This window comes from Mycoplasma sp. 4013 (assembly GCF_054353875.1).
In genome coordinates this window covers 90923-113008 of sequence record NZ_JBTHHK010000002.1, presented here as the reverse complement: position 1 = coordinate 113008, position 22086 = coordinate 90923, and the positions used below count along the sequence as shown (strand labels likewise).

The 22086-nt window shown below is 28.2% G+C and carries 21 protein-coding genes and 3 tRNA genes; 12 read left to right on the top strand and 12 right to left on the bottom strand.

The genetic code is table 4. The features are described 5' to 3' along the window. The first annotated feature begins 51 nt into the window (after positions 1-51). The 4 genes from dnaK to ACXYRO_RS01215 all read left to right on the top strand — a co-directional run bounded on the left by dnaK (position 52) and on the right by ACXYRO_RS01215 (position 4524). Positions 52-1845 (top strand): molecular chaperone DnaK, encoded by a 1794-nt coding sequence (gene dnaK / locus ACXYRO_RS01230; RefSeq protein WP_435128983.1) that lies wholly within the window; start codon positions 52-54, stop codon positions 1843-1845. 137 nt (positions 1846-1982) lie between these two features. Continuing rightward, positions 1983-2771 (top strand): NAD(+) synthase, encoded by a 789-nt coding sequence (gene nadE / locus ACXYRO_RS01225; RefSeq protein WP_435128981.1) that lies wholly within the window; start codon positions 1983-1985, stop codon positions 2769-2771. Positions 2772-2779: 8 nt separating this feature from the next. After that, entirely contained in the window at positions 2780-3505 is a 726-nt protein-coding gene (locus ACXYRO_RS01220) for a YebC/PmpR family DNA-binding transcriptional regulator (RefSeq protein ID WP_458614071.1), read from the top strand. Then, positions 3505-4524 (top strand): ZIP family metal transporter, encoded by a 1020-nt coding sequence (locus ACXYRO_RS01215; protein ID WP_458614070.1) that lies wholly within the window; start codon positions 3505-3507, stop codon positions 4522-4524. The genes ACXYRO_RS01220 and ACXYRO_RS01215 overlap by 1 nt, the downstream gene beginning before the upstream one ends. Before the next feature lie 31 nt (positions 4525-4555). On the opposite strand, the gene hpt is transcribed toward ACXYRO_RS01215, so the two are convergent. The 9 genes from hpt to ACXYRO_RS01170 form a co-directional block, all read right to left on the bottom strand. After that, positions 4556-5098, bottom strand: coding sequence for a hypoxanthine phosphoribosyltransferase (gene hpt / locus ACXYRO_RS01210; RefSeq protein WP_458614069.1), 543 nt, complete (start codon positions 5096-5098; stop codon positions 4556-4558). Positions 5099-5149: 51 nt separating this feature from the next. Continuing rightward, positions 5150-5632: a transcription elongation factor GreA gene (gene greA, locus ACXYRO_RS01205; RefSeq protein ID WP_458614068.1), complete on the bottom strand. Its 483-nt coding sequence runs from the start codon at positions 5630-5632 to the stop codon at positions 5150-5152. Then, on the bottom strand, positions 5622-6326 hold the full coding sequence (locus ACXYRO_RS01200) for a BC85_0335 family putative methyltransferase (RefSeq protein ID WP_458614067.1): 705 nt from the start codon (positions 6324-6326) through the stop codon (positions 5622-5624). The genes greA and ACXYRO_RS01200 overlap by 11 nt, the downstream gene beginning before the upstream one ends. Continuing rightward, entirely contained in the window at positions 6302-6757 is a 456-nt protein-coding gene (gene ruvX / locus ACXYRO_RS01195) for a Holliday junction resolvase RuvX (protein ID WP_458614066.1), read from the bottom strand. Before ruvX ends, ACXYRO_RS01200 begins: the two co-directional genes overlap by 25 nt. After that, positions 6739-9366: an alanine--tRNA ligase gene (gene alaS / locus ACXYRO_RS01190; protein ID WP_458597579.1), complete on the bottom strand. Its 2628-nt coding sequence runs from the start codon at positions 9364-9366 to the stop codon at positions 6739-6741. Before alaS ends, ruvX begins: the two co-directional genes overlap by 19 nt. 8 nt (positions 9367-9374) lie before the next feature. Next, positions 9375-10487, bottom strand: a complete 1113-nt coding sequence (mnmA, locus tag ACXYRO_RS01185) for a tRNA 2-thiouridine(34) synthase MnmA (RefSeq protein WP_458597580.1) — start codon at positions 10485-10487, stop codon at positions 9375-9377. Between the two features lie 69 nt (positions 10488-10556). Beyond that, positions 10557-11999, bottom strand: coding sequence for a proline--tRNA ligase (proS, locus tag ACXYRO_RS01180; RefSeq protein ID WP_458614065.1), 1443 nt, complete (start codon positions 11997-11999; stop codon positions 10557-10559). A 74-nt stretch (positions 12000-12073) separates the two neighbouring features. Further along, positions 12074-12148: transfer RNA gene (locus ACXYRO_RS01175), tRNA-Gln, on the bottom strand. Between the two features lie 3 nt (positions 12149-12151). Next, positions 12152-12235, bottom strand: a tRNA-Tyr gene (locus ACXYRO_RS01170). Positions 12236-12510: 275 nt separating this feature from the next. Here ACXYRO_RS01170 and ACXYRO_RS01165 point away from each other — a divergent pair. From ACXYRO_RS01165 to ACXYRO_RS01135, 7 genes are all read left to right on the top strand, one after another. Beyond that, a complete protein-coding gene (locus ACXYRO_RS01165) occupies positions 12511-14130 on the top strand; it encodes an ABC-F family ATP-binding cassette domain-containing protein (protein ID WP_458597582.1) in 1620 nt (539 codons plus the stop codon). 5 nt (positions 14131-14135) lie between these two features. Further along, positions 14136-14807 carry a hypothetical protein gene (locus tag ACXYRO_RS01160; protein ID WP_458597583.1) on the top strand — a complete coding sequence of 224 codons (672 nt, stop codon included), beginning with the start codon at positions 14136-14138 and terminating at the stop codon, positions 14805-14807. Then, complete coding sequence (locus tag ACXYRO_RS01155) at positions 14788-16146, top strand: HNH endonuclease family protein (protein WP_458614064.1); 1359 nt, start codon at positions 14788-14790, stop codon at positions 16144-16146. The genes ACXYRO_RS01160 and ACXYRO_RS01155 overlap by 20 nt, the downstream gene beginning before the upstream one ends. Further along, positions 16139-16819, top strand: a complete 681-nt coding sequence (locus tag ACXYRO_RS01150) for a 16S rRNA (uracil(1498)-N(3))-methyltransferase (protein WP_458597585.1) — start codon at positions 16139-16141, stop codon at positions 16817-16819. Before ACXYRO_RS01155 ends, ACXYRO_RS01150 begins: the two co-directional genes overlap by 8 nt. Positions 16820-16948: 129 nt before the next feature. Then, complete coding sequence (rplM, locus tag ACXYRO_RS01145) at positions 16949-17383, top strand: 50S ribosomal protein L13 (RefSeq protein ID WP_435128939.1); 435 nt, start codon at positions 16949-16951, stop codon at positions 17381-17383. Continuing rightward, positions 17383-17778 (top strand): 30S ribosomal protein S9, encoded by a 396-nt coding sequence (gene rpsI, locus ACXYRO_RS01140; protein WP_435128936.1) that lies wholly within the window; start codon positions 17383-17385, stop codon positions 17776-17778. Before rplM ends, rpsI begins: the two co-directional genes overlap by 1 nt. Before the next feature lie 53 nt (positions 17779-17831). After that, positions 17832-17908 (top strand) — tRNA-Ile (locus tag ACXYRO_RS01135). Between the two features lie 62 nt (positions 17909-17970). On the opposite strand, the gene ACXYRO_RS01130 is transcribed toward ACXYRO_RS01135, so the two are convergent. From ACXYRO_RS01130 to ACXYRO_RS01120, 3 genes are all read right to left on the bottom strand, one after another. Continuing rightward, positions 17971-18633, bottom strand: a complete 663-nt coding sequence (locus ACXYRO_RS01130; protein ID WP_458597586.1) for a hypothetical protein — start codon at positions 18631-18633, stop codon at positions 17971-17973. A gap of 75 nt (positions 18634-18708) precedes the next feature. After that, positions 18709-19071, bottom strand: coding sequence for a hypothetical protein (locus tag ACXYRO_RS01125; RefSeq protein ID WP_458597587.1), 363 nt, complete (start codon positions 19069-19071; stop codon positions 18709-18711). Between the two features lie 376 nt (positions 19072-19447). Next, positions 19448-20788 (bottom strand): hypothetical protein, encoded by a 1341-nt coding sequence (locus ACXYRO_RS01120; protein WP_458614063.1) that lies wholly within the window; start codon positions 20786-20788, stop codon positions 19448-19450. A 228-nt stretch (positions 20789-21016) separates the two neighbouring features. Between ACXYRO_RS01120 and ACXYRO_RS01115 the strand changes: the two genes are divergently transcribed. Next, positions 21017-22084: a hypothetical protein gene (locus ACXYRO_RS01115; RefSeq protein WP_458614062.1), complete on the top strand. Its 1068-nt coding sequence runs from the start codon at positions 21017-21019 to the stop codon at positions 22082-22084. Positions 22085-22086: the final 2 nt, after the last annotated feature.

Below are 22086 nucleotides of genomic sequence, written 5' to 3'. Positions count from 1 at the left end.
TAATTAATCTATATAACAAACAAAAACAAAAAAACTATTAAGGAGAAAATCATGGCAAAAGAAATTATTTTAGGAATAGATTTAGGAACTACAAATTCAGTAGTTACAATTATGGATGGAAAAAAATCAGTAGTTTTAGAAAACCCTAACGGTAAAAGAACTACTCCATCTGTAGTATCGTTTAAAAACGGAGAGCAAATTGTAGGGGATAATGCTAAACGTCAAGTTGAAACTAACCCAAATACAGTTATCTCTATTAAAAGACTTATGGGAACTGATAAAACAGTTCATGTAAATGGAAGAGACTATAAACCAGAAGAAATTTCAGCAATGATTCTTTCATATATGAAAGAATATGCTGAAGCAAAATTAGGAACAAAAGTTAAAAAAGCAGTTATTACTGTTCCTGCATACTTTGACAATGCACAACGTGAAGCAACTAAAATTGCTGGTAAAATAGCAGGATTAGATGTATTAAGAATAATTAATGAACCTACAGCGGCTGCATTAGCATTCGGTCTTGATAAAGATCATAAAGGAATGAAAGTATTAGTATATGATCTTGGTGGAGGAACATTTGATGTTTCAGTTCTCGAAGTAGAAGATGGAACATTTGACGTATTATCTACCTCAGGTGATAACCACCTAGGTGGAGATGATTGAGATCATGAAATTGTAAACTGATTAACTAAGAAAATTAAAGATGTTTATAAATTTGAAGTTGGAACTGATAAAACTCGTTTAAATCGTCTTAAGGAAGCTGCTGAAAAAGCAAAAATTGATCTTTCTGAGCAAGGACAAGTTACTATTGCAATTCCTTTCTTTGGAATGACAGAAAATGGACCTGTTAATGTTGAATTAAACCTAAAGCGTAGCGAATTCGAAGAAATGACATCACATTTATTAGATCGCACTAGAAAACCAATTGAAGATGCTTTAAAAGAAGCTGGAATTACTGCTAAGGATTTGCATGAAGTATTATTAGTTGGTGGATCAACTCGTATGCCTGCAGTGCAAGATATGGTAAAACGTACCTTAAATAAAGAACCTAACCGTTCAATTAACCCTGATGAAGTCGTTTCAATTGGTGCCGCTATTCAAGGGGCTGTATTGGCAGGTGATATTGATGATATCTTATTATTAGATGTTACACCATTAACCTTAGGAATTGAAACTATGGGAGGTATTGCAACTCCATTAATCAACAGAAATACCACAATTCCTGTAACTAAATCACAAGTATTCTCAACAGCAGCTGATAATCAAACCGAAGTAACAATCCGTGTTGTGCAAGGTGAAAGACAAATGGCATCAGATAATAAGACTTTAGGTCAATTCAATCTTGGTGGAATCGAACCTGCACCTCGTGGAGTACCACAAATTGAAGTAAGTTTTACAATTGATGTTAATGGTATTACAACTGTTACTGCTAAAGATTTAAAAACAAATAAAGATGCAAAAATTACAATCACAAATTCAACAAAACTTTCTGAAGAAGAAATTCAAAGAATGGTTAAAGAAGCAGAAGCAAACAAAGAAGCAGATGCAAAGCGCAAAGAAGAAGTTGAAACCATTGTTCGTGCTGAATCATTAATCGACCAAATTAAAAAGGCAACTGCCGAACAAGGTGATAAAATGGATGAAAAAGCAAAAGCAGAGAGTGAAAAACTTATTAACGAATTACAAGAATTAATTGATAAAAAAGATATTCCTGCATTAAAAACAAAATTAGAATCAGTAGAAAATGTAATGCGTGATTTTGCAAACTATGCAGCACAACAAAATGCTACAAAATCTGAAACAAAAAATTCCGACGAAGACACAGCAACAGTTGTAGAAGACTAAAAATAACCCTATTATGGGTTTTTTTTACTTTTAAGTCTAGATAATAGGCTTAAAAGTAATTTTATATTACTATATAGTAATTTTTATATAGAAAAACAAATTTTATAATATAATATAACTTATGTAGAAAGGTAAGTATGAGTAAAATTACCAATTATAATGGTTTTGAACATTCTTTTAATGAGCAAAAAGCTTATGAATATATAGATGTTCTAAAAACTTTTTTAAATGATATGTTACAAAAAGCAAATGCAAAAGGATTTGTTGTCGGAATTAGCGGAGGAATTGACTCATCGTTAACTTATGCTTTAGCAAAATCCGTGACAGATAATACGATTGGGGTTGTAATACCGGTGCAATCAATGCTACAAGCCGATTTAGCAGATATACAAGCACTTGAACAAAGGTTTAACACAAAGTTTAAAACTATTAAATTAGGTGCTGCATTTAAGGCAATAAGCAAGGAATTAAACCTAGCAAACCCTCTTTCAATCGCTAATATTAAGCCACGTTTAAGAATGACAACTTTATATGCAATAGCACAAGAAAATAATTATTTAGTTTTAGGAACTGATAATGCTGATGAAGTATATATAGGTTACTTTACTAAATACGGTGATGGTGGAGCAGATTTATTACCTATTTGTCAACTAACAAAGGGTGAAGTTGCTTATCTAGCTCAACTTTTAGGTGTACCGGATAGTATTATAAATAAAAAACCATCAGCTGGTTTATGAGATGGACAAACAGATGAAGGTGAACTCGGTTTTTCATATCGTCAATTAGATTTTTATATAAATCACCTTGATAAACCACAAATTATTAAACAACACTTAACAAAAGATATAATCAATAAAATAGAATATAGACATAAAAATACAGAACATAAAAGACAACCTGTTTTTAAACCAAAACCAGTAGAATAGGAGACATTATGGCAGGACATTCACACTCAGCTAATATTGCACACCGTAAGGGTGCCCAAGATGCAGCAAGAGGAAAAATTTTTCAAAAACTTTCAAAAGAAATTTTTGTTGCTGCTCAATTAGGACCAGATCCAGATAAAAATCCTACTTTAAAACTTGCTATTTCAAAAGCAAAAGCAAAAAATATGCCAAAAGACAATATCGAAAGAGCAATCGCTAAGGCAGCAGGGAACAAAGATGGTTCATCATATACAGAATTAATTTTTAATGCTACTATTAGTGGTGGTGCTACCTTTATTGTTGTAACTTTATCTGATAATATAAATCGTGTTAAATCGAATATCCAAGCATATTTTAATAAGCAAAATGCAACCTTAGGAAAAACCGGACAGATACCTTTTTCATTTGATAAAAAAGGTATTATCGAATTTAGCAAACAGAATATTTCAGAAGATGATTTAATGCTTATAGCATTAGAAAATGGTGCAGATGATGTACAAAGCAATGATGAAACATTTGTCATCTTAGCACAACCCGAAAACTTTAGTGAGCTTAAATCTGCACTTGAAACAGAGTTTAAAATCGATAACTTTATCCAATGTGAAGTTACATATATTCCAAATATATATGTAAGTTATGATGCAGAAAAACAAGCAAAATTAACAGATTTTGTTGAAAAATTAAAAGATGACGATGATGTACAAGATGTATTTCATAATGTAGAAATTAACTAATGCAGTGATTAAATAATCTTTATTTAGGTATTAACAACGGGATAAATAACCCTTATTTATCAAAATTTTTATTAAGTTTAATCTTTTTAATTGTTCTTTTAATGGTTCCTATTATCTTATCATTTGTGCTACCGATATTTAAAAAACAAATTCAAAAAACTAAAGTATACTTATATGCTTTTTCAACTGGTTTTTTTATAATACTTGCTTCCTTTGGTTTCTTGCGTGAATCATTAGAAGTTGCTTCGCATCATTCTGAAATATTTGGCGAAGGTACATCAGTATATTATTTATCTAATATTGGTATGGTAGGTGGAGGAATTTTAGTCGGATTAACATTTGCTTTTGTTTTAAAATTTGTTATTTCTTCAAAATTAAACAAACAACTGATGAAGTCAAAAAAACTTAGTGTTTTTGTCCACGAACATAAACATAGCAACAGCGAACATGACCACACCCACAGTCATGAAGAATTTTTAAGCAACCGAGAAGATAAGTTACAACTTGTAGAAAATACTCTACTAGCAAAAACTGAAGGAAAGTTAAAACTTATCGCTCTGCTATTATTACTTACACATCGCATCCCGGAAGGATTATTAATTGGTTATAACCTTTCACAAGTAGCAGCCGATGCATCAAAAGCAAGCGATATTACTGTAGCATACTTTATTTCCTTAATCTTACATCTTATACCCGAAGAAACCATCTTCTACCTTAGATTACGTGATGCAGGATTTTCTCCTTGAAAAGCATTATTCACATCCTTTGCTGGTTTAGGTTTATTTTTACCTTTTATCCTAATTGGTATTTATGGTGGTGATTTTGTTAGTGATCCACTTAAAAGTATAATTTATTCGGGTATAGGTGGTATCTTTATTTTTACATCATTAGTTGAATTCTTCCCTGAATTCTATCATGAAATATTTAATAAGAAAAAATGATTTATTACTTTATTAATGTTATTTTTAGGAGTTGTTTTTTCAGTTATTATTCTTTCAATCCATTCACATGGTCATTAAAAATACGGAAATTTTCCGTTTTTTTTAATTACTATAAATATTTTTTATCAAATATCCCAATATATGGTAAGTTTCTGAGTTTTTCTTTATAATCCAAACCAAAACCAACCAAGAATTCATCCGGAACTTTTATTGCTGAAAAATCTGCTTGCAAATCATTCTTTCGATGAAACGGTTTATCTAACAAAGTTAAAATTCTTAGTGATTTTGGTTTACGTGATAATAAAAGGTTTTGAATTTTTTCTAATGTAATTCCACTGTCAATGATATCTTCAACAATTAAAACATCTTTATCAAAAATATCTTCTGCTAAGTCCATAATTATTTTTACACTACCTTTGGATTGGCTGCCACCTGCATAACTGCTTGCTGTAATAAAATCAAGCGAATGATCAACTTCAACATCTTTAATCAATTGTGCTAAAAACGGTATAGAACCTTTTAGTAGACCTACAATAACTAAGTTATTGCTTGCTTGGTAAGTTTGATTAATTCAATCTGCACACTTTTTAATTTCTGCTTCCAAAAATTCTTGTGTGTATAATATTTCTTTAATGTGTGGGTGTTTGTTCATTTGTTCTCCTTGTGTTGTATTAAAAAAGCCGTAGCAAAATACGGCTTAATTCTATAAATGTTCTACATTTATAATTTTTACAGAATATTTATTTGGAGCTTCAATTTCAATAATATCTCCTGGTTTTCTACCAATCATAGCAACTGCTAAAGGACTTGACATTGATACCTTATTTTCAAACGGATTGGTATCGTGTGATCCAGTAATAGTAACTGACTTTTCTACTTTCTTTTCCAGCACTAAAAACGTTACCAACGAGTTTATTCCAACGGTGGTATCAGATTTATCATGTTTTGATTCGATAATTTGTGCATTATCAAGAATATTCTCAAGTTCGCTTATACGTCCTTCGACAATTCCCTGACGTTCCCTTGCTGCATCGTATTCGGCATTTTCAGATAAGTCACCTTGAGCACGTGCTTCTTTAAGGGCTTCCTGCACCGCCTTACGTTCAATGTTGACTAAATTTTCATATTCAGTTTTATACTCATCATATTTTTCTTGTGAAAGGTAAATAATGTTTTTATTGTCCATTTGATACTCCTAAATTATCTGTTATTATATCGCTTTTTACAATAAACAAGAATCGATTTGTAATATATGATACTTCATGCTTAATATTTTTATTTTTAAGTTTTTTATCTAACTCTAAAATTTCTGAATTTTTATATTTCTTTAGGTTTATTGCAAGCATACCATTTGCGTTGAGATTCGGATAATAATTTTCATACAAAGTATTAAGGTTCTTATCACTGTTAAAAACTGCTACAAAATCAATATTTTCATTATTATAAGGTAATACTGGTTGCATAAATTGATCCGGAAGTTTTCTACGAACTTCATTATATTTTATAAAATCAAATTCATCTAAGTCGTAATAACCTGCTAATTTGACTTTTTCAACCAAGCAAGCAAAAGGGAATAAATCATTTTTCGATATTACTAACAATGAAGTATATTTATTTATATAAAATGTATTAATTAACCCTTCGATATCTAAATCATCTGCTTTAGATTTAAATTCATCTTTGAGAATATACGGTAGCGTACCTATATCATTCCGTAAGGTTTGTATCTGAATTTGTGTTTGTTTTTGTGATTTTTGTACATATTTTTTTCTAATATATCTTGCATAAATTTGTAATCCGATATATATACCGATACCAACCACAAAAACTACAACAGCAGATACTCATAAGCCAGTTATTGTTGCTTGTGATAATTCCATTTAATTTCCTTTCTATGCTTATAATAATCTAAATACTCTTGCAAAATTAAAACTGCTGCTATTTTATCTTTATATAATTTTCTTTTTGCTCTTGTATATCCTGCTGAAATTAAAGTTTCATGAGCTTTTTTAGTTGTGTATTGCTCGTTTACAAATAAATAAGGAATATTAAAATTTTCATCTAATAATTTTGCAAATTGTTCTACCATTAAGGTTCTTTCGCTTTTTTGGCCACTAATTTTAAGTGGGTAACCTAAAATCACACCATCAATTTGGTATTGATTTATATACATTTTTATTTTATTTATAACTGCTTGAAAATCATTTTCATCCATTTTAAAATTTTCTAAACCACTTGCAATAATCTCACTTTCATCAGTTATTGCAAAACCACAGGATTTTGTTCCTAAATCTAAACTGAGTTTTCTCATTTAATACTATATAGCAGTTGTAAAATGTTTTTGTTATCAGAAATTTTTCCCATAGCTAAGATGTTATTTCCTCCACCTCTACCATTTAATTGCTGCATAATTTGCTGTGCAATAAGGTTTGAATTATATTTTTTTGATGCAACAACTAACATTGGATCTATATCAGAAGAAGTTAAAACAACTAAAGCATCTGGATATTTTTCTCGCAATGTTGAAGCAACTATTTTTATTTGTGATTTATCAACTGATGTATTCAAATAAACTTTATGATTGTTAATTTCAACAAACTCCGCTGCATCATAGTCAAAAACAAATGATTCAGTCTGTTTTTTACTTTCTTTTATATAATCATTACGAACTTGCTGTATCTGATTATTTAAATATTCAATTGCTTGTTGTAAATTATTTGGTATCTCAATATCTTTTTTATAATTTGGATTGATTTTTTCAACTTTTTCAATACTTTTATTTAATTCTATAATTAGCATATCCTTTTGTTCATTTAAATATTCATTTACTGTTTCAAATGATGAAATAGCGCGAATCCGGTATACACCAGCCGCTTTCTTTTCAACATTAGTAATTTTAAAATCTTCTAAATTAGCAGTATGTGATAAATGAGTTCCACCACATAAATCGGCTGTAATGCCTTCAAATTTGACTATACGGACTGCTTTTGGGTCCATATATTCAGCTTCTTCTAAGGTCATTATTGCACCAATTTCTTTGGCTTGTTCAGTTGACATAATTAAATAATCACGTTTTGCATCTTGTTTAATATATAAATGAATTAAGTCTTCGATTTCTTTAATTTGAGCTTCTGTAGGTTTTTTATCTGCTGGTAAATCAAATGTTAAGCGCTCTTCATTGTTATCGCTACCAAGTTGTTTAATTTGTGGCCCTAAAACTTTTCTTAGAGCACAAAATAACAAGTGAGTTCCGGAGTGGTTTCTCTCTAAACCACGACGAATTTTTTCATCAACATAGCATTCTATTTCATCGAAACGATTAATTTTACCTTCAACCTTATGAATATGGTTTCCGAACTTATCTTTAAAGACATCTATGATAATTATTTTATTATCATTTTGCAGCATATATCCTCGATCGTGTTTTTGCCCACCACCTGTAGCATAAAATGGAGTTTGCTTTAAAATAACATAACTTATTTTATCAGATGCATCAATTTCTTTTTCTGTATCTAGCAGATGTAAAATAGTGGTTTTAGATTTTGTATCAGTATATCCTATAAATTCATCTTCTTTATTTTTAATTAAGGTTAATGAGTTAATAACTTTATCCATTCCTGAAAGTTTTTTACCACGACTTATTTGACTATGTTTTTCTTTTGCTTGATGATACGAATCCATTTCAATACTTATTCCATCTTGTGCAAGTATTTCAGTTGTTAATTCGATTGGAAATCCATATGTTTCAAATAATTTAAATGCTATTTCACCTGAAAAAATTTTTTGATTTGGCTTTATCTCAGATTTTAATAATAATCTTCCGTTCTCAACTGTTTTTAAGAAATTTTCTTCTTCTTCATAGATAATTTGTACTACTTTTTTGGCATCATATTCATATGGTAAAGTGCTTTTTATAACATCAACTAATTTATATAAAAAAGGTTTATAAATACCTAATTGCATTGCTATATATGCGCTACGACGCACTAAACGACGTAAAATATAACCACGACCTACATTTGATATCTTAGCACCATCGGCAACAGCATTAACAACTGCACGCATATGATCAGCAATTATTTTAAAATAACTATTTATTTTATTTTGCTCAGGTTCTTTGATAAAATAGTTATTTATATCATATCTAAAGTTAGTATATTTTTCTATTTCATAAATTATTGGCAAAAACAAGTCAGTATCATAGTTTGTAGGGGCATCTTGTAAAATTGAAACAATTCTTTCAAAACCTGCACCTGTATCGATATTTTTTTGCTTAAGTTCTGTATAGTTTCCTTCACCATCTGAATTATAAGTAGAAAACACAATATTTCATATTTCTATATAGCGGTCATTTTCAATATCTTGTTTTAAAAGTTCGATGCCACGACTATCATATTTTTGTCCACGATCATAAAATATTTCAGTATTAGGTCCGCAAGGTCCAGATCCTACTTCTCAGAAATTTGTATCTTTTGTCCCTGCTATCAAGTGTTTTTCCGAAATCCCATGACTTAATCACAGATTCTTGGTTTCTAAATCTTCATAATAATATGTAAAATATAACTTTTCTTTTGGTAGTTTTAAATCATTTAATAAAAACTCTATTGCAAATTCAATAGCTTCTTTTTTAAAATAATCCCCTATCGAAAAATTTCCAAGCATTTCAAAAAAAGTATGGTGTCGAGCTGTTACCCCGACATTTTCTATGTCATTAGTTCGAATCGATTTTTGTGAGTTAGTTAAACGTCGAGATTGTGGAATTTTTTTACCTGAAAAATAATCTTTTAAGGTTGCTACACCCGAATTAATTCAAAGTAATGATGGATCATTTTGTGGAATCAAACTTTTTGATTCAACAATATAGTGGTTTTTAGATGCAAAAAAATCTAACCATCTTTGTCTTATTTCTTTTGATTTCATTATGCTCCTTATAAATAATCTAACCTTTTATCTTTATAAAATATTTCATCAATTGTTGCTCCTCCAATGCACTTGTCTCCATCATAAATTACAACATGTTGCCCTGGAGTAACTGCAGAAGATGTTTGAGAATAATGTACTTTTATATGTGTATCACTTAATATTTCAAGTTTTATTGGTATATCTTCTTGACGATATCGAAATTTAGCAGTCAAATTATTTTTATCAAACTCTGTATGATTAAAGGTGTAGTTCGAAGCAATCAAAGCATCCGAAAGCAGTCACTGCATTTGAGTGCTTGGTGCTACATAAATAATGTTTTTTGTTACATCTCTTCCGCAAACATAATAAGGCTGCTCCATCCCACCTAAATTAAGTCCTTTGCGTTGTCCGATTGTATAATAAAAACTTCCTATATGTCTTCCTATTATTTTATTAGTTGTAATATCAACAATATCCCCATCACAAGCAGGAATATAATTTTGTAAAAACTCACCAAAATTACGTTCACCGATAAAGCATATTCCTGTCGAATCTTTTTTATCTGCGGTTGCTAAATCAAGTTTATGAGCAAGCTCCCGAATCTGTGGTTTGGTTAGTTCTGCGAGTGGCATTATAACATTGGTAAGTTGCTCGCTAGTTAATTGTGCTAAAAAATATGTTTGATCTTTATTGGTATCTTTTGCACGATATAAATGTCCGTTTTCAACCTTTGCATAATGTCCCATTGCAATATAATCTGCCTTCAGCTCATTAAAAGCATATTTGGCAAACTTGTCAAATTTAATATATTTATTACATAAAATATCAGGATTCGGTGTACGCCCTTTTTGATATTCTGATATAAAGTTTTCAAAAACATTTTGTCAATACTCTTGCACAAAATCAACTCTATATAGTGGTATTTGTAATTTTAACGCAACTTTTTGAGCATCTAAATAATCTTTTTCTTGTGGACAAATATCACTATTCACATCTTTGTTTCCTAGATAATCGTTATTTACTACACTATCTCAATTGCGCATAAATAAACCTACCACTTCATAACCTTGTTGTTTTAATAAATATGCACAAACTGACGAATCAACACCACCACTCATTCCTAAAACAACTCTTGCCATAAACTCCTTTCATCAAATTATAAAACATTTATAAATATGTAAAAATACTAGACAATTTAGCCTAGTATGCTAATATGCTTTAGCGAAAATTACATAGCGATTGGTGATATTATTACAATCTTCAAAAATGCAGTGATTTCTATTCCCTGGTTTTTTAAACAACTTAATCGGTATACATCTAGTGGTAGCACCTGTTTCTTGTTTAATCAGTCTTTCTGCTTCATCTAAGCAACAAAAAGGAGCATAAACAAATTTTCCTGCTTCAATTTGTTGTTTTAATTCTTGATACGAATCTACATAAACCACATTTTCTTTCAATCGTTTTAATGCAGTTTGATATAAGTTATTATGGATATCGGTTAAAGTTTGTTTTACTGTTGCTTTTATATCAGTTATTTTAACTTGAAATTTTTGCAAAGTATCACGACGAACAAAAGTTACCTCATCGATTTCTAAATCACGTGGTCCTATTTCAATTCTTAATGGAACACCTTGGATTTCGCTATTAGATGCTTTAAATCCAGGATTTCGATCAGAATTATCTAAATTTACACGGAATTTTTTAGATAACTCATTAAATATGAATTTACCTATAACAGATACTTTTTCAGATTTTTTATTAAATAACTCCAAGATATCAACTTGAATTGGTGCAACAAATGGAGGAATAATAATTCCACGATTATCTCCATGTGTCATAATAAGGGCACCTAACAAACGAGTAGAAACACCTCAGGATGTTTGATAAACATAATCAAGTGTATTTTCTTTATTTTTGAATGTTATTTCATATGGTTTTGAAAAATTTTGTGCTAGATAATGGCTTGTTCCCGCTTGCAAAGCCTTTCCATCTTTCATCATCGCTTCTAGCGTATATGTCGAGCAAGCTCCTGCAAATTTTTCACTTGGTGTTTTCTTACCTACTATTGTAGGGATTGCAAGAAAATTTTTCAAAAATTTTGCATATGTATTTATCATTTCACGAGTAAATTTTCGGGCTTCTAAGGGATCAGAGTGGCAGGTATGTCCTTCTTGTCATAAAAACTCACGTGAACGTAAAAATGGGTTAGTGGTTTTTTCCCAACGCACAACATTGGCTCATTGATTATAAATTATTGGTAAATCATTATAGGAATTTATGCTCTTTTTGAATAAATCTGCAAATAAAACTTCAGATGTTGGACGAATAACAAGTGGTTCATCTAATTCACGATCCCCAACACATGTCACAGTTGCTAATTCAGGATTAAATCCTTCAACATGGTCCTTTTCTCTATCAAACAATGATTTAGGTATTAATAATGGCAAATAAACATTTTTAATTCCTTTAAATCTAAAAATTTTATTTAACTCTTTTTGAATAATTTCCCAAATACCATATGAATTTGGTTTGAAAATAATAGAACCTTTTGAAGGTCCGTATGCGATTAAATTCCCGTTTTTAACTACATCTGTATATCACTTAGCGAAATTTTCTTCTAATGGTGTAATTTTTTCTAATTCACGATTCATATTTTGCTATTATACCACTTTCTCTATGTTTAAATTGTGTGTTTAGTCATAAAAAAACACCCCTAAAGGTGATATGGCTGCCCCAGTTAGATTCGAACTAACGCATGTCGGAACCAAAACCCGATGCCTTACCGCTTGGCTATGGGGCAACATGGTGGGGGGAGAGGGATTCGAACCCCCGAATCGTAAGAAAGTGGGTTACAGCCACCCGCATTTGGCCGCTTTGCTATCCCCCCGAGTTGCTAAGATATTATAACAGTTAATAATTTTTTTCATAATTTATTTTCACTTTTTTATTATCAGATGTAAATTATTAACTATAAAACCATTATTTTGATAATTTTTTAAATTTCTCTTTATCAAAATATAATGTAAAACATTATTTTAGTTTTTTTATATTAAAAAGAAAAATTTAAGATAAAATTAATAAGAGCCGACATCGAGCAATATGCTTAATTGTCACAGCCTTCTTTTGAAGGTTTTTTTAAATTTAGCAAACTAAGGGGTAAAAATGTTAGAGATTCAAAATTTAAGTATGGTTTTTAGTGATAAAAAACTTTTTGAAAATGTTAATTTAAAATTTACTGAAGGAAATACATATGGGGTAATTGGAGCAAATGGTGCTGGTAAATCAACATTTTTAAAAATTATGTCAGGTGAACTAGAAGCTTCTGCAGGACAAATTATAAAAGAAAAAAATAAACGCATTTCTGTTTTATCTCAAGACCACAATGCATATAATAATTATAATGTAACCGATGTTGTAATAATGGGAAATACTGATTTATATGCAGTTTTAGAAGAAAAAAATGCCATTTATGCAAATCCCGATGCAACAATGGATGACTACACAAGAGCCGGTGAACTAGAAGATAAATATGGTGAATTAGGGGGTTGAACAGCCGAAAATGATGCACAAGAATTGTTATCAAATCTTTCAATTCCAAAAGAAAAATGACATGTACCGATGTCACAATTAACAGCTAATCAAAAAATTAAAGTGTTATTGGCAAAAGCATTGTTTGGAAATCCGGATATTTTGATAATGGATGAACCAACTAACCACCTTGATTTACGTTCGATTAAGTGATTAGAAAACTTTTTGACTGATTATCAAAATGTTGTTATCGTTGTTAGTCATGATAGTGATTTTCTTGATGCAATTTGCACTCATATTGTTGATATAGATTATAATGAAGCGAAGATTTATACAGGTAATTATTCATTTTGAAAGCAATCATCTGAATTAGCCCGTGAAATAATGAAACAAAGTAATATTAAAAAAGAAGTACAAATCGAAAAACTTAAAGAATTTATTGCTCGTTTTAGTGCAAATGCTTCAAAATCAAGACAAGCAACAAGTAGAAAAAAAGCACTGGAAAAAATTTCTTTAGATGAAATCAAACCTTCTAATCGCAAATACCCTTATGTTCGTTGAGAAATGAATCGTGATCACGGGAAGCAAATCTTATATGTTGAAAATCTGACTTATAAAAATGAAAATGGTGATGTTTTGTTTGAAAATGTATCATTCACTTTACGTCCTGGTGAAAAAATGGTTATTGTCGGTGATGATGATATTGCTAAAACCAGACTTTTAGAATGTATTATTGGTGAAAGAAAACCATCGAGCGGAACTATAGAATGAGGTCAAACTATAACACCAAGTTATTTCCCTAACGATAACAGTAAATATTTTGATACCAACGAAACCGTTTTAGAATGAATTTCAAAATGACCTTTATTAAATAAAGAAAAAGAGAATAAAGAAAATGACGATGCTCGTATGCGTGGTTTTTTAGGGCGCATGTTATTTAGTAATGATTCAGTATTTAAAAAAGTTTCCGTTACAAGTGGTGGAGAAAAAGCACGTTTAATGTTTTCAAGAATGATGCTTTTAGAATCAAACTTTATTGTTTTAGATCAACCACTTGATCACCTCGATGCAGAAAGCATTGATTCAGTAATAGAAGGAGTTAAAAGTTATAAAGGTGGTGCAATATTCACTACATATAATCGCGCTTTTGTAAATCAATGTGCCGATGTGATTTTAGAGCTTCAATCACCAACAAAAAGTTTTTTATTCCGTGGTAGCCTTGAAGAATACGAAGAAATTATGATGGGTAATTAAAATTTATGAAGATAATAGAAAAAGTGTTAGATAACTTGAAAAACGGTGAAAATCTTTCGCAAAACGTAAATTTTGTGAAAGAATATTTACTTTCTGCAAAAGAAAAAAGTAAAAATGACATTACAAAAGCATTTCGTTATGCAAACGATGATGAATGATATACAACAAAAGAAGATATTAAATTTTTTATTGATAATGCTAAAATTCCCCAAAATAAGGTAATTTGATGTCCGTTTGATTTACCTGATTCAAATTTTGTAACTGTATTTAAAAATAATGGCTATAAAGTTCTTTCATCACACATATATAATAGACAAGATTTTTATAAATATCAACCAGATGAAAATTGAGATATTATCATTAGCAATCCACCATTTAGAAATAAACATAATTTATTAAAAAGACTTCTTGAATTTAACAAACCATGAGCACTGATCTTTGGAATTCAAGCATTAAATAGTGAAAAATTTTGTGATTTTTTACAAAAATTCAAGAGGGTGCAATATGTACATTTAAAACGTAGAATGTGTTTTACAAAGAATTATTTGAACTATGATCATATGAATTTGCAAAGGCCATCATTTGCAAGTATGTGAATTGCTAACGACTTATTCGATAAAGATATCCAGGTATGGAAAGGTGTAGATTACAAAAAAGATGGAAAAGAATATACATAAAAATATAATACAAATTTGTATTTCTGATAAATATTTTGATTCTTTATTTATTCAACTAAAAAATATAGATAGCAAAAAGACACAAAAAGATTTAAAAAGAACCATTTTAGATGAACTTATATATAATAAATTCATTAATAATATTTCTCCAAATAATATCAACTGAATTTTTGAGAAGAAACAATATCAAGGTTTGTTTATTACGAATACCAACACACTTGTTTATTTTAGTCAAAAACTAAACAAAAAATTTAAATTAAAAAGCAGAAACGCTTTTATTAAGCAAAACTCTCTACCTATTATTAAATTATACGAAAACAATCCACAATTCAAGAATATTTACCTTTGTTTAAATCCTTTAGATTGATATTTCTTAAAGTTAAAAAATCAAAAACTTTACATTTCAAATTCTGTAATTCTCGATCTTGAACAACTAATATATATAGATTTTAAAATTAGTTATTCATTTTTAGATTTTATAGATCAGAATATAAAAAATAAAACAGAAAACTTATCTAGAAATCTCTCATTAATTCAGTCTATAAAACAGAAACAATTATCTAGTTTAAAAAATAAACTTAATAAGCCGTTAATTATTGAGTATCAAATGATAAAAAATCACATTTTTATTGATGTTTATGGTAAATTTGATGGTGTCAACAGACAAGACACATTATTGTCATGTAAAATTATTTCAAAATTATCACACCAATTTGAACAAAAAACCTTAAATCTTTGATTGCTAAATGGTGATTCTGTTTCTATGAACATAAAAAAGTATGTGACTTCATTAGGTTTTTCCTTCCAGTATAACACAACCGTAAATGAGCAAACTAACAAATATAATTACGATATAGATAAAACAAAACAATTTTTATTAAGAAATCAAAAATTCCTTAGAGCCAATATATATAAAAAATACAATAATTATATTAATATAGGTGAATGTTTTGCTTGTGATTATAATATTAATGAAAATCTTATAACAGCACATATTTATCGTCATACAGATATTCAAGCAGAGCATCAAAAAAATAATATAAGTATCGATGATGCATTTAATTTAACCACATCAGGTGATAACAGATTTCTTTTGTGTCCAAACCATGATAAAGAATATGAAAAAGGTGTTATTTTTTTCGATCCATTTAGTTTTGCTTTCAAGGTAAATAAACACTTTTTTCTAAAGCATGAAACAAAAAAAATAAATTATGTAGATTCAAAACTAATTAATAAATTTAATAATTTACCAAAAAATGCTTTATCATCTATCTTCAATACAAATTTTATAAATAACATTAACAAACATATAACCAGATTAAAAATTATCAATGAATAGATTTTTTGTTAATTGTAAAGAAGATAATTATTTCATTTTGGATGCAGATGTTTTAAAACATCTTAGTGTGATAAGAATACAAGATAGACACTTCATCTGTGTTTATCAAGAAAAATTTTATGAGTGTGTTTTAGAACATAACAAAGCGAAAATAATAAGGGAACTAAATCTTTTTAATGAACATAAATATAAAGTTGTTTTAGCTTTATCGGTTATTAAATATGAAAGATTTGAATGAGCTTTACAAAAAGCTACTGAATTAGGTGTGGATATTATAATACCGATGCAAACAGAATTTACTAATAGGGAGTTAATTAACCATTCTAAATTTCAAAAGAGAATTCCTAGATTTAAAAGCATCATCAAAAATGCTGCAGAACAATCTTTTAGAAATAAAATTCCCGAATTATTACAGTTACAAACTTTTGACCAAGTGATTACATACCAAGTTGATAATAAAATTTTAGCGCATGAAAAGGTTGATTTTCAAATTAAAATAAACCAACCTATATCAGAAAATACTTTATTTTTTGTTGGTCCTGAAGGTGGTTTTAGTGACAAAGAAGTAACAAAAGCCATGGATAATAACATCAAAATAGTTTCACTTGGAAAAAGAATTTTAAGAGCAGAAACTGCTGCAATTTTCATGTTATCACAGCTTGAAATTGACTAATTCATATATATACAAGTCGAATTTAGCATAAAAATTTAAACTTCTTAAATTCGTGTTATATTAATTTTCTGGTATAATAAATTAGCATTTTTAAAAAATATGTCAATTTTAATTAACGTAGGAGGATGTATGAGACAAACAACTATTGTAAATACACAACAAGCAAATAAAAAATGATATGTAATCGATGCTGAAGGACAAGTTTTAGGTCGTCTTGCTGCATTTGTTGCTTCTGTTTTAAGAGGAAAAAATAAACCTACATTTACACCAAATGCTGATATGGGTGATAATGTTGTTATTGTAAATGCCGCTAAAGTTATTTTGACTGCTAAAAAAGATGAACAAAAAATTTACTACTCACACTCAGGTTATCCTGGTGGTTTAAAAAGTATTACAGCAGCAAAGTTAAGAGTAAAAAGACCTACTGCATTAGTAGAAAAAGCAGTTAGTGGAATGATTCCTCATACAAAACTTGGTAATAAACAGCGTCGTAATTTATTTGTTTATGCAGGTCCAGAACATAATCAAAAAGCACAAAATCCAGAAAGATTAGAGGTTAAATAATGAACCAAAAATTAGAATACCGTGGTTTAGGAAGAAGAAAATCATCTGTTGCTCGTGTTAAATTAACACCAGGAAAAGGAAAATTTTTAATCAATAAACGTGATGCTCGTGAATATTTAACATCTGATATATACTTAAAAGATGCTAATCAACCTTTTGTATTAACTGAAACATTCGGAACATTTGATGTTAATGTTAATGTATGTGGTGGTGGATTAAGTGGTCAAGCCGGAGCAATAAGATTGGGTATTGCTCGTGCTTTATTAGAAGCAAGTGCTGATTACCGTGCTATCTTAAAAAAAGCAGGAATGCTTACTAGAGATGCTCGTGCTAAAGAGCGTAAAAAACCTGGATTACGTGCTGCACGTCGTGCAAGACAATTCTCTAAACGTTAATTTTCAAATAATGCTAGATTATTATATAAATATGATATAATAGTCTTGCTTATGCGAGCGTAGCTCAGCTGGTTAGAGCACACGACTGATAATCGTGAGGTCGATGGTTCAAGTCCATTCGTTCGCACCATATCAAATTTGACTAAACAAAAGAAGGTTTTACCTTCTTTTGTTTTTGTCTTTATTGTTTTCTTAAATATTTTCTCGATCTTTGTAAAATAAAAATGCTTGATATAAGTCTTTATAAATTACATTACCATTGCTTAACTCTTTAAAATGATAACCAAAAATTAAAAAATAGAATATCGGTAGTGCAGATTTTGAGTTTATTATAAAGGCCTTTACAGATAACATATTCATCAAAAACTTCTTATTATTATCAAAAAGATGATACAATGGTTTGTTTTCATCTGATTTAGACTCTGTTTCACCACTTAAATATAATTCGCTTTCATCATATTCAAAGTATATTAGTCATTCATTGAAGTTATTTTTCATCTTTTTGTTTTTAATGTACATCTGTATTATAAAATAAAATAAAAGAATAATTATCAAAAGATATACAGCATCAAAAATATGAAAATAACTTAAGGTGTTAATCAAGTCGTTATCAAAGTTGATTATTTTATAAACAGATAAATTTATTAATAATTCATTTAAAAATAAGGAAAAAGTTATAAATAATAAGAAGATACCATATGAATATAGCTTATTTTTACTTTCTTTTATATATAACAATGCACCTTTTTTAAATAATATATTTGTTTTCTTTGCTTCAGAAATATGTATTAGTTTTTCTGTTTTATATAAAAGAAAATTAGTAAATGAATTATCTTGAACAAACAACTTAATCAATAAAGCAAATGAAAATAAAGATATTATGAAAAATAAATTTATAGTCGTTAGTATAATAATGGATACAATCATTATTTAAACTTCCTGATTAAAAAAATTCACATAATCCATATATAAACCATAAAAATAATCACTATGTTCTTCTTTAAAAGATTTGTGCATATCAAAGATAAAAAATGCAAAAATATCATATGCATCGGCTTTGAATAACTTTTTAAATTCCTTAGTTGTCATTATCCTATCCTTAAAATCAAAAATATTTGTTGGTAAATGTATATAATTATTTATCGGCAACCCACTATTAAAATAAATATTTACATCTAGCATATTTTTAGTATCTAAAATGTTTGTATTTTTTACTTTATAATCAAAATATTTAAGTACTTTTTTACCAAGAAAATAACCCTTAAAACAATATCTAAATGTGAATATATCCATAACCAAAAAGGCTATATATATAAATACAAAAAGTAATATCATTTCTGGGAATGTTTTAGAATTCAAATAATGATCTAATAAAATAAATAACAAAGTAAGTGGTGGTAAACTAACAAATCTAAAGATTATGATTATAAACCAATATAATATTTTTCGATTGTAGGTCAATAGATACTTACGAAACTTATATCAACCTTTAATAAAATTTATGTGGTATTCTTTAGTTTTTTGAGTTATATCCCTTATATATGTATCTTTTGTTATAAAAAAGAAGTTTTGATATCTTTTTGTATAAATAACAACAAAAAATATATGTACTAGAATCACAAAACAAATATTTATAATAAGAAAAATAAAAATATATTCTATTGTCATATTATCCTAAATTATCAGTTTTTGTTTTATTAGGTAATTTTCTTATATATCAATAATTATATTTTTTGTTATATACTTTTTGCAACCCTCATAAATGAAGTAATCAATCTGGCTTATCTAACATTTGATTTAAAGTTAATACTTCATTGGTTTTAAGATTTTTGAAAACTAAATTTCTTCCACCTATACCACCTTGGTTATAAGGTTTATTTAGTGGTGTTTCCTTTACAACTACTCATTCTACGGGTTTAATATTATCTATATTTTTAATTTCTAAACCAGATAAGACTCCATCTAGTATGTCAAGTTCAAATCAAGGAATATGAACAAACATTTTTTGCACAAATACACATTTACTTACTTTGCTAAATTTAAAAAAATTTCTTTTATAATTTTTAGCAAGAGTATAAATATTTCATGTTCATCCTGAAATTACATTCTTAGCATATGAATAACCTTCTAAAACTCCATCCAGCAATGATGATTCAGGTAAATTAAAAAATCCCTTTAATTCTTTTCTGTTTTTTATATAAGCATCTCTTTGTGTTTCAAAACTATTTATTATAGCACTTAGTATAAAAGAAGTTGTAGCAGACAAACCACTCGCAATGAATCCTAAACCCAAACTAAATATCCCTAAAAAGAAACTAAAAGCAGAAGCGACAGCAGTACCTACTTGTAAACCGTACATAATTTTTAGTCTTTTGTTATATCAAAGTATATTATCATTTATATCTTTATATGTTTTTACAATTTTATCTTTCTCTTTTTCAAGTTCAAAAAACTGCTTTGTAAGTGTTTTTGAGTTTACTTCATTATTATCAATATTAATAACATAACCTTTATTTGTATCTAAAATAACTCTTTTTATTTTTGTTTCATCTCGTAAAGATTCTTTTGTTTGTTCTTTATTATTAGTGATATTAGATTTAAAATTATTCAATGATGTCTTTAATTCTTTTTTAAATTTTTTATATCCATCATTTGAAATAAAATTGTTGATTTTTTCTTGTTGTTCTGGTGTAACTACATTTTTTTCTTTATATATTTTTACAAAATTACTTGCTAGTTCCTTAAAATCAGTTATGGAAATCTCATTGACTGCTTTTACTGTGCCTTTTTTCTTTGACATTAAATTTTCGACTATATTATCAAGTAACACATCTTTATTTTTAAACAAAGATTTAGACAAATATGAAACTTTTTCTAATTCATTATATTTTTCAGTATAAGTAAGGTTTTTAGTTAGCTTACTTTCTATTTGAACATTATTTTGATTTATTCCAGATAAACCACATAGTCCTGCAATGGGTTCACCTAATTGAAAAATTACTTTTTTCATATAATTCCTTTTATGTTTTAATTTTATCAAAAATTTTGTATTTTATACAACCTATTTATAGACAAATATTAACTTAAATTATATGTTAAGCGATAAAAGTGTATAAGTGTTTCTTCATTTTTTTAATTAAAATGCATAATAATGAAAATATTTTCGTGTTTTTTAGGTAATTTGTCTTGAATTGCCAACTTTCGACTTGTTTTTTTTTTTTTTTTGTAAAATAAATCTATGAAACTAATAAGACTTATAAAATATTCAATTTCATCGTTTATACCTGTTATAGCCATTACAACAAGTTGTTCTAAGGTAGAAAGCAAAAAAGAAGAACCTAAAAACCTGGATATTTCATATGATTATGATATTTTTACTGTTCCATATCAATATACAAACTTTATCAATAAGTTAGAAGCACTAGATGCAAATGATTATGATTTTGTGATAATAAAAACAAGTAAAATTGGTATCACAAAGAAGTTTACAAGACAAGAATTTATCAAGCTACAAGCAAAAATTAAGTCAAACACTTTAAAATTTAATCTAGATACTAAATCAGAAACATTGCTTACATTAGATGCAAACAATGATAAAGAACTTAAATCAATTGAAAAAGAATTACAAAAGTTTTTTAATAACTATTATGTGGATATTAATTGATTTGAGGACACATTAAAAAATATGATTCATGATGCAGGTGGCGGAATTAGTGGTAGAATTTCATATCAAAAAGCAGCTCAAAACAATAAACTCAATGAATATAACGAAGTTGTAAGCGAAATAAAAAACTTCTTCATTAAAAATGCCAATATCAAACTTGCCGATGATTTGCAAATAACAGAAATTAATCAAAATATCAAACCAGGTTATTCGCTAAAAATTAAACTTAAAACAAGCGAGAAAAACTACGAATCAAATGTTATTAAAATTGACTTTTCAAAACCTAAAAAAGATTGAAACGATGCAAGAATTATAGATGAAAATTTAAGAAACACAATAACTAAGAAAATGAAAATTGCTATAAATGACTATTTTGAAAGAAATGAAAATGCAAAAAACTTTATAAAATTCATTAAACTATTAATTTTAATCGATGACAGAGGGATCATAGCATCAAAAATTAGTAACTCTCTTTCGAAATTTGTTTGAGAAATGGTTTCTAAACTTCCTTTTATTAAATATGTTCCTTTCTTTTTGAAACATAAGTTAGAATTGATAACAAATAGTTTTGTAAATAGATTCATAAATAGATTCATAAATATTGCAATTGCATCACTGAAAAATAAAATCGCAGCAGGGTAAAT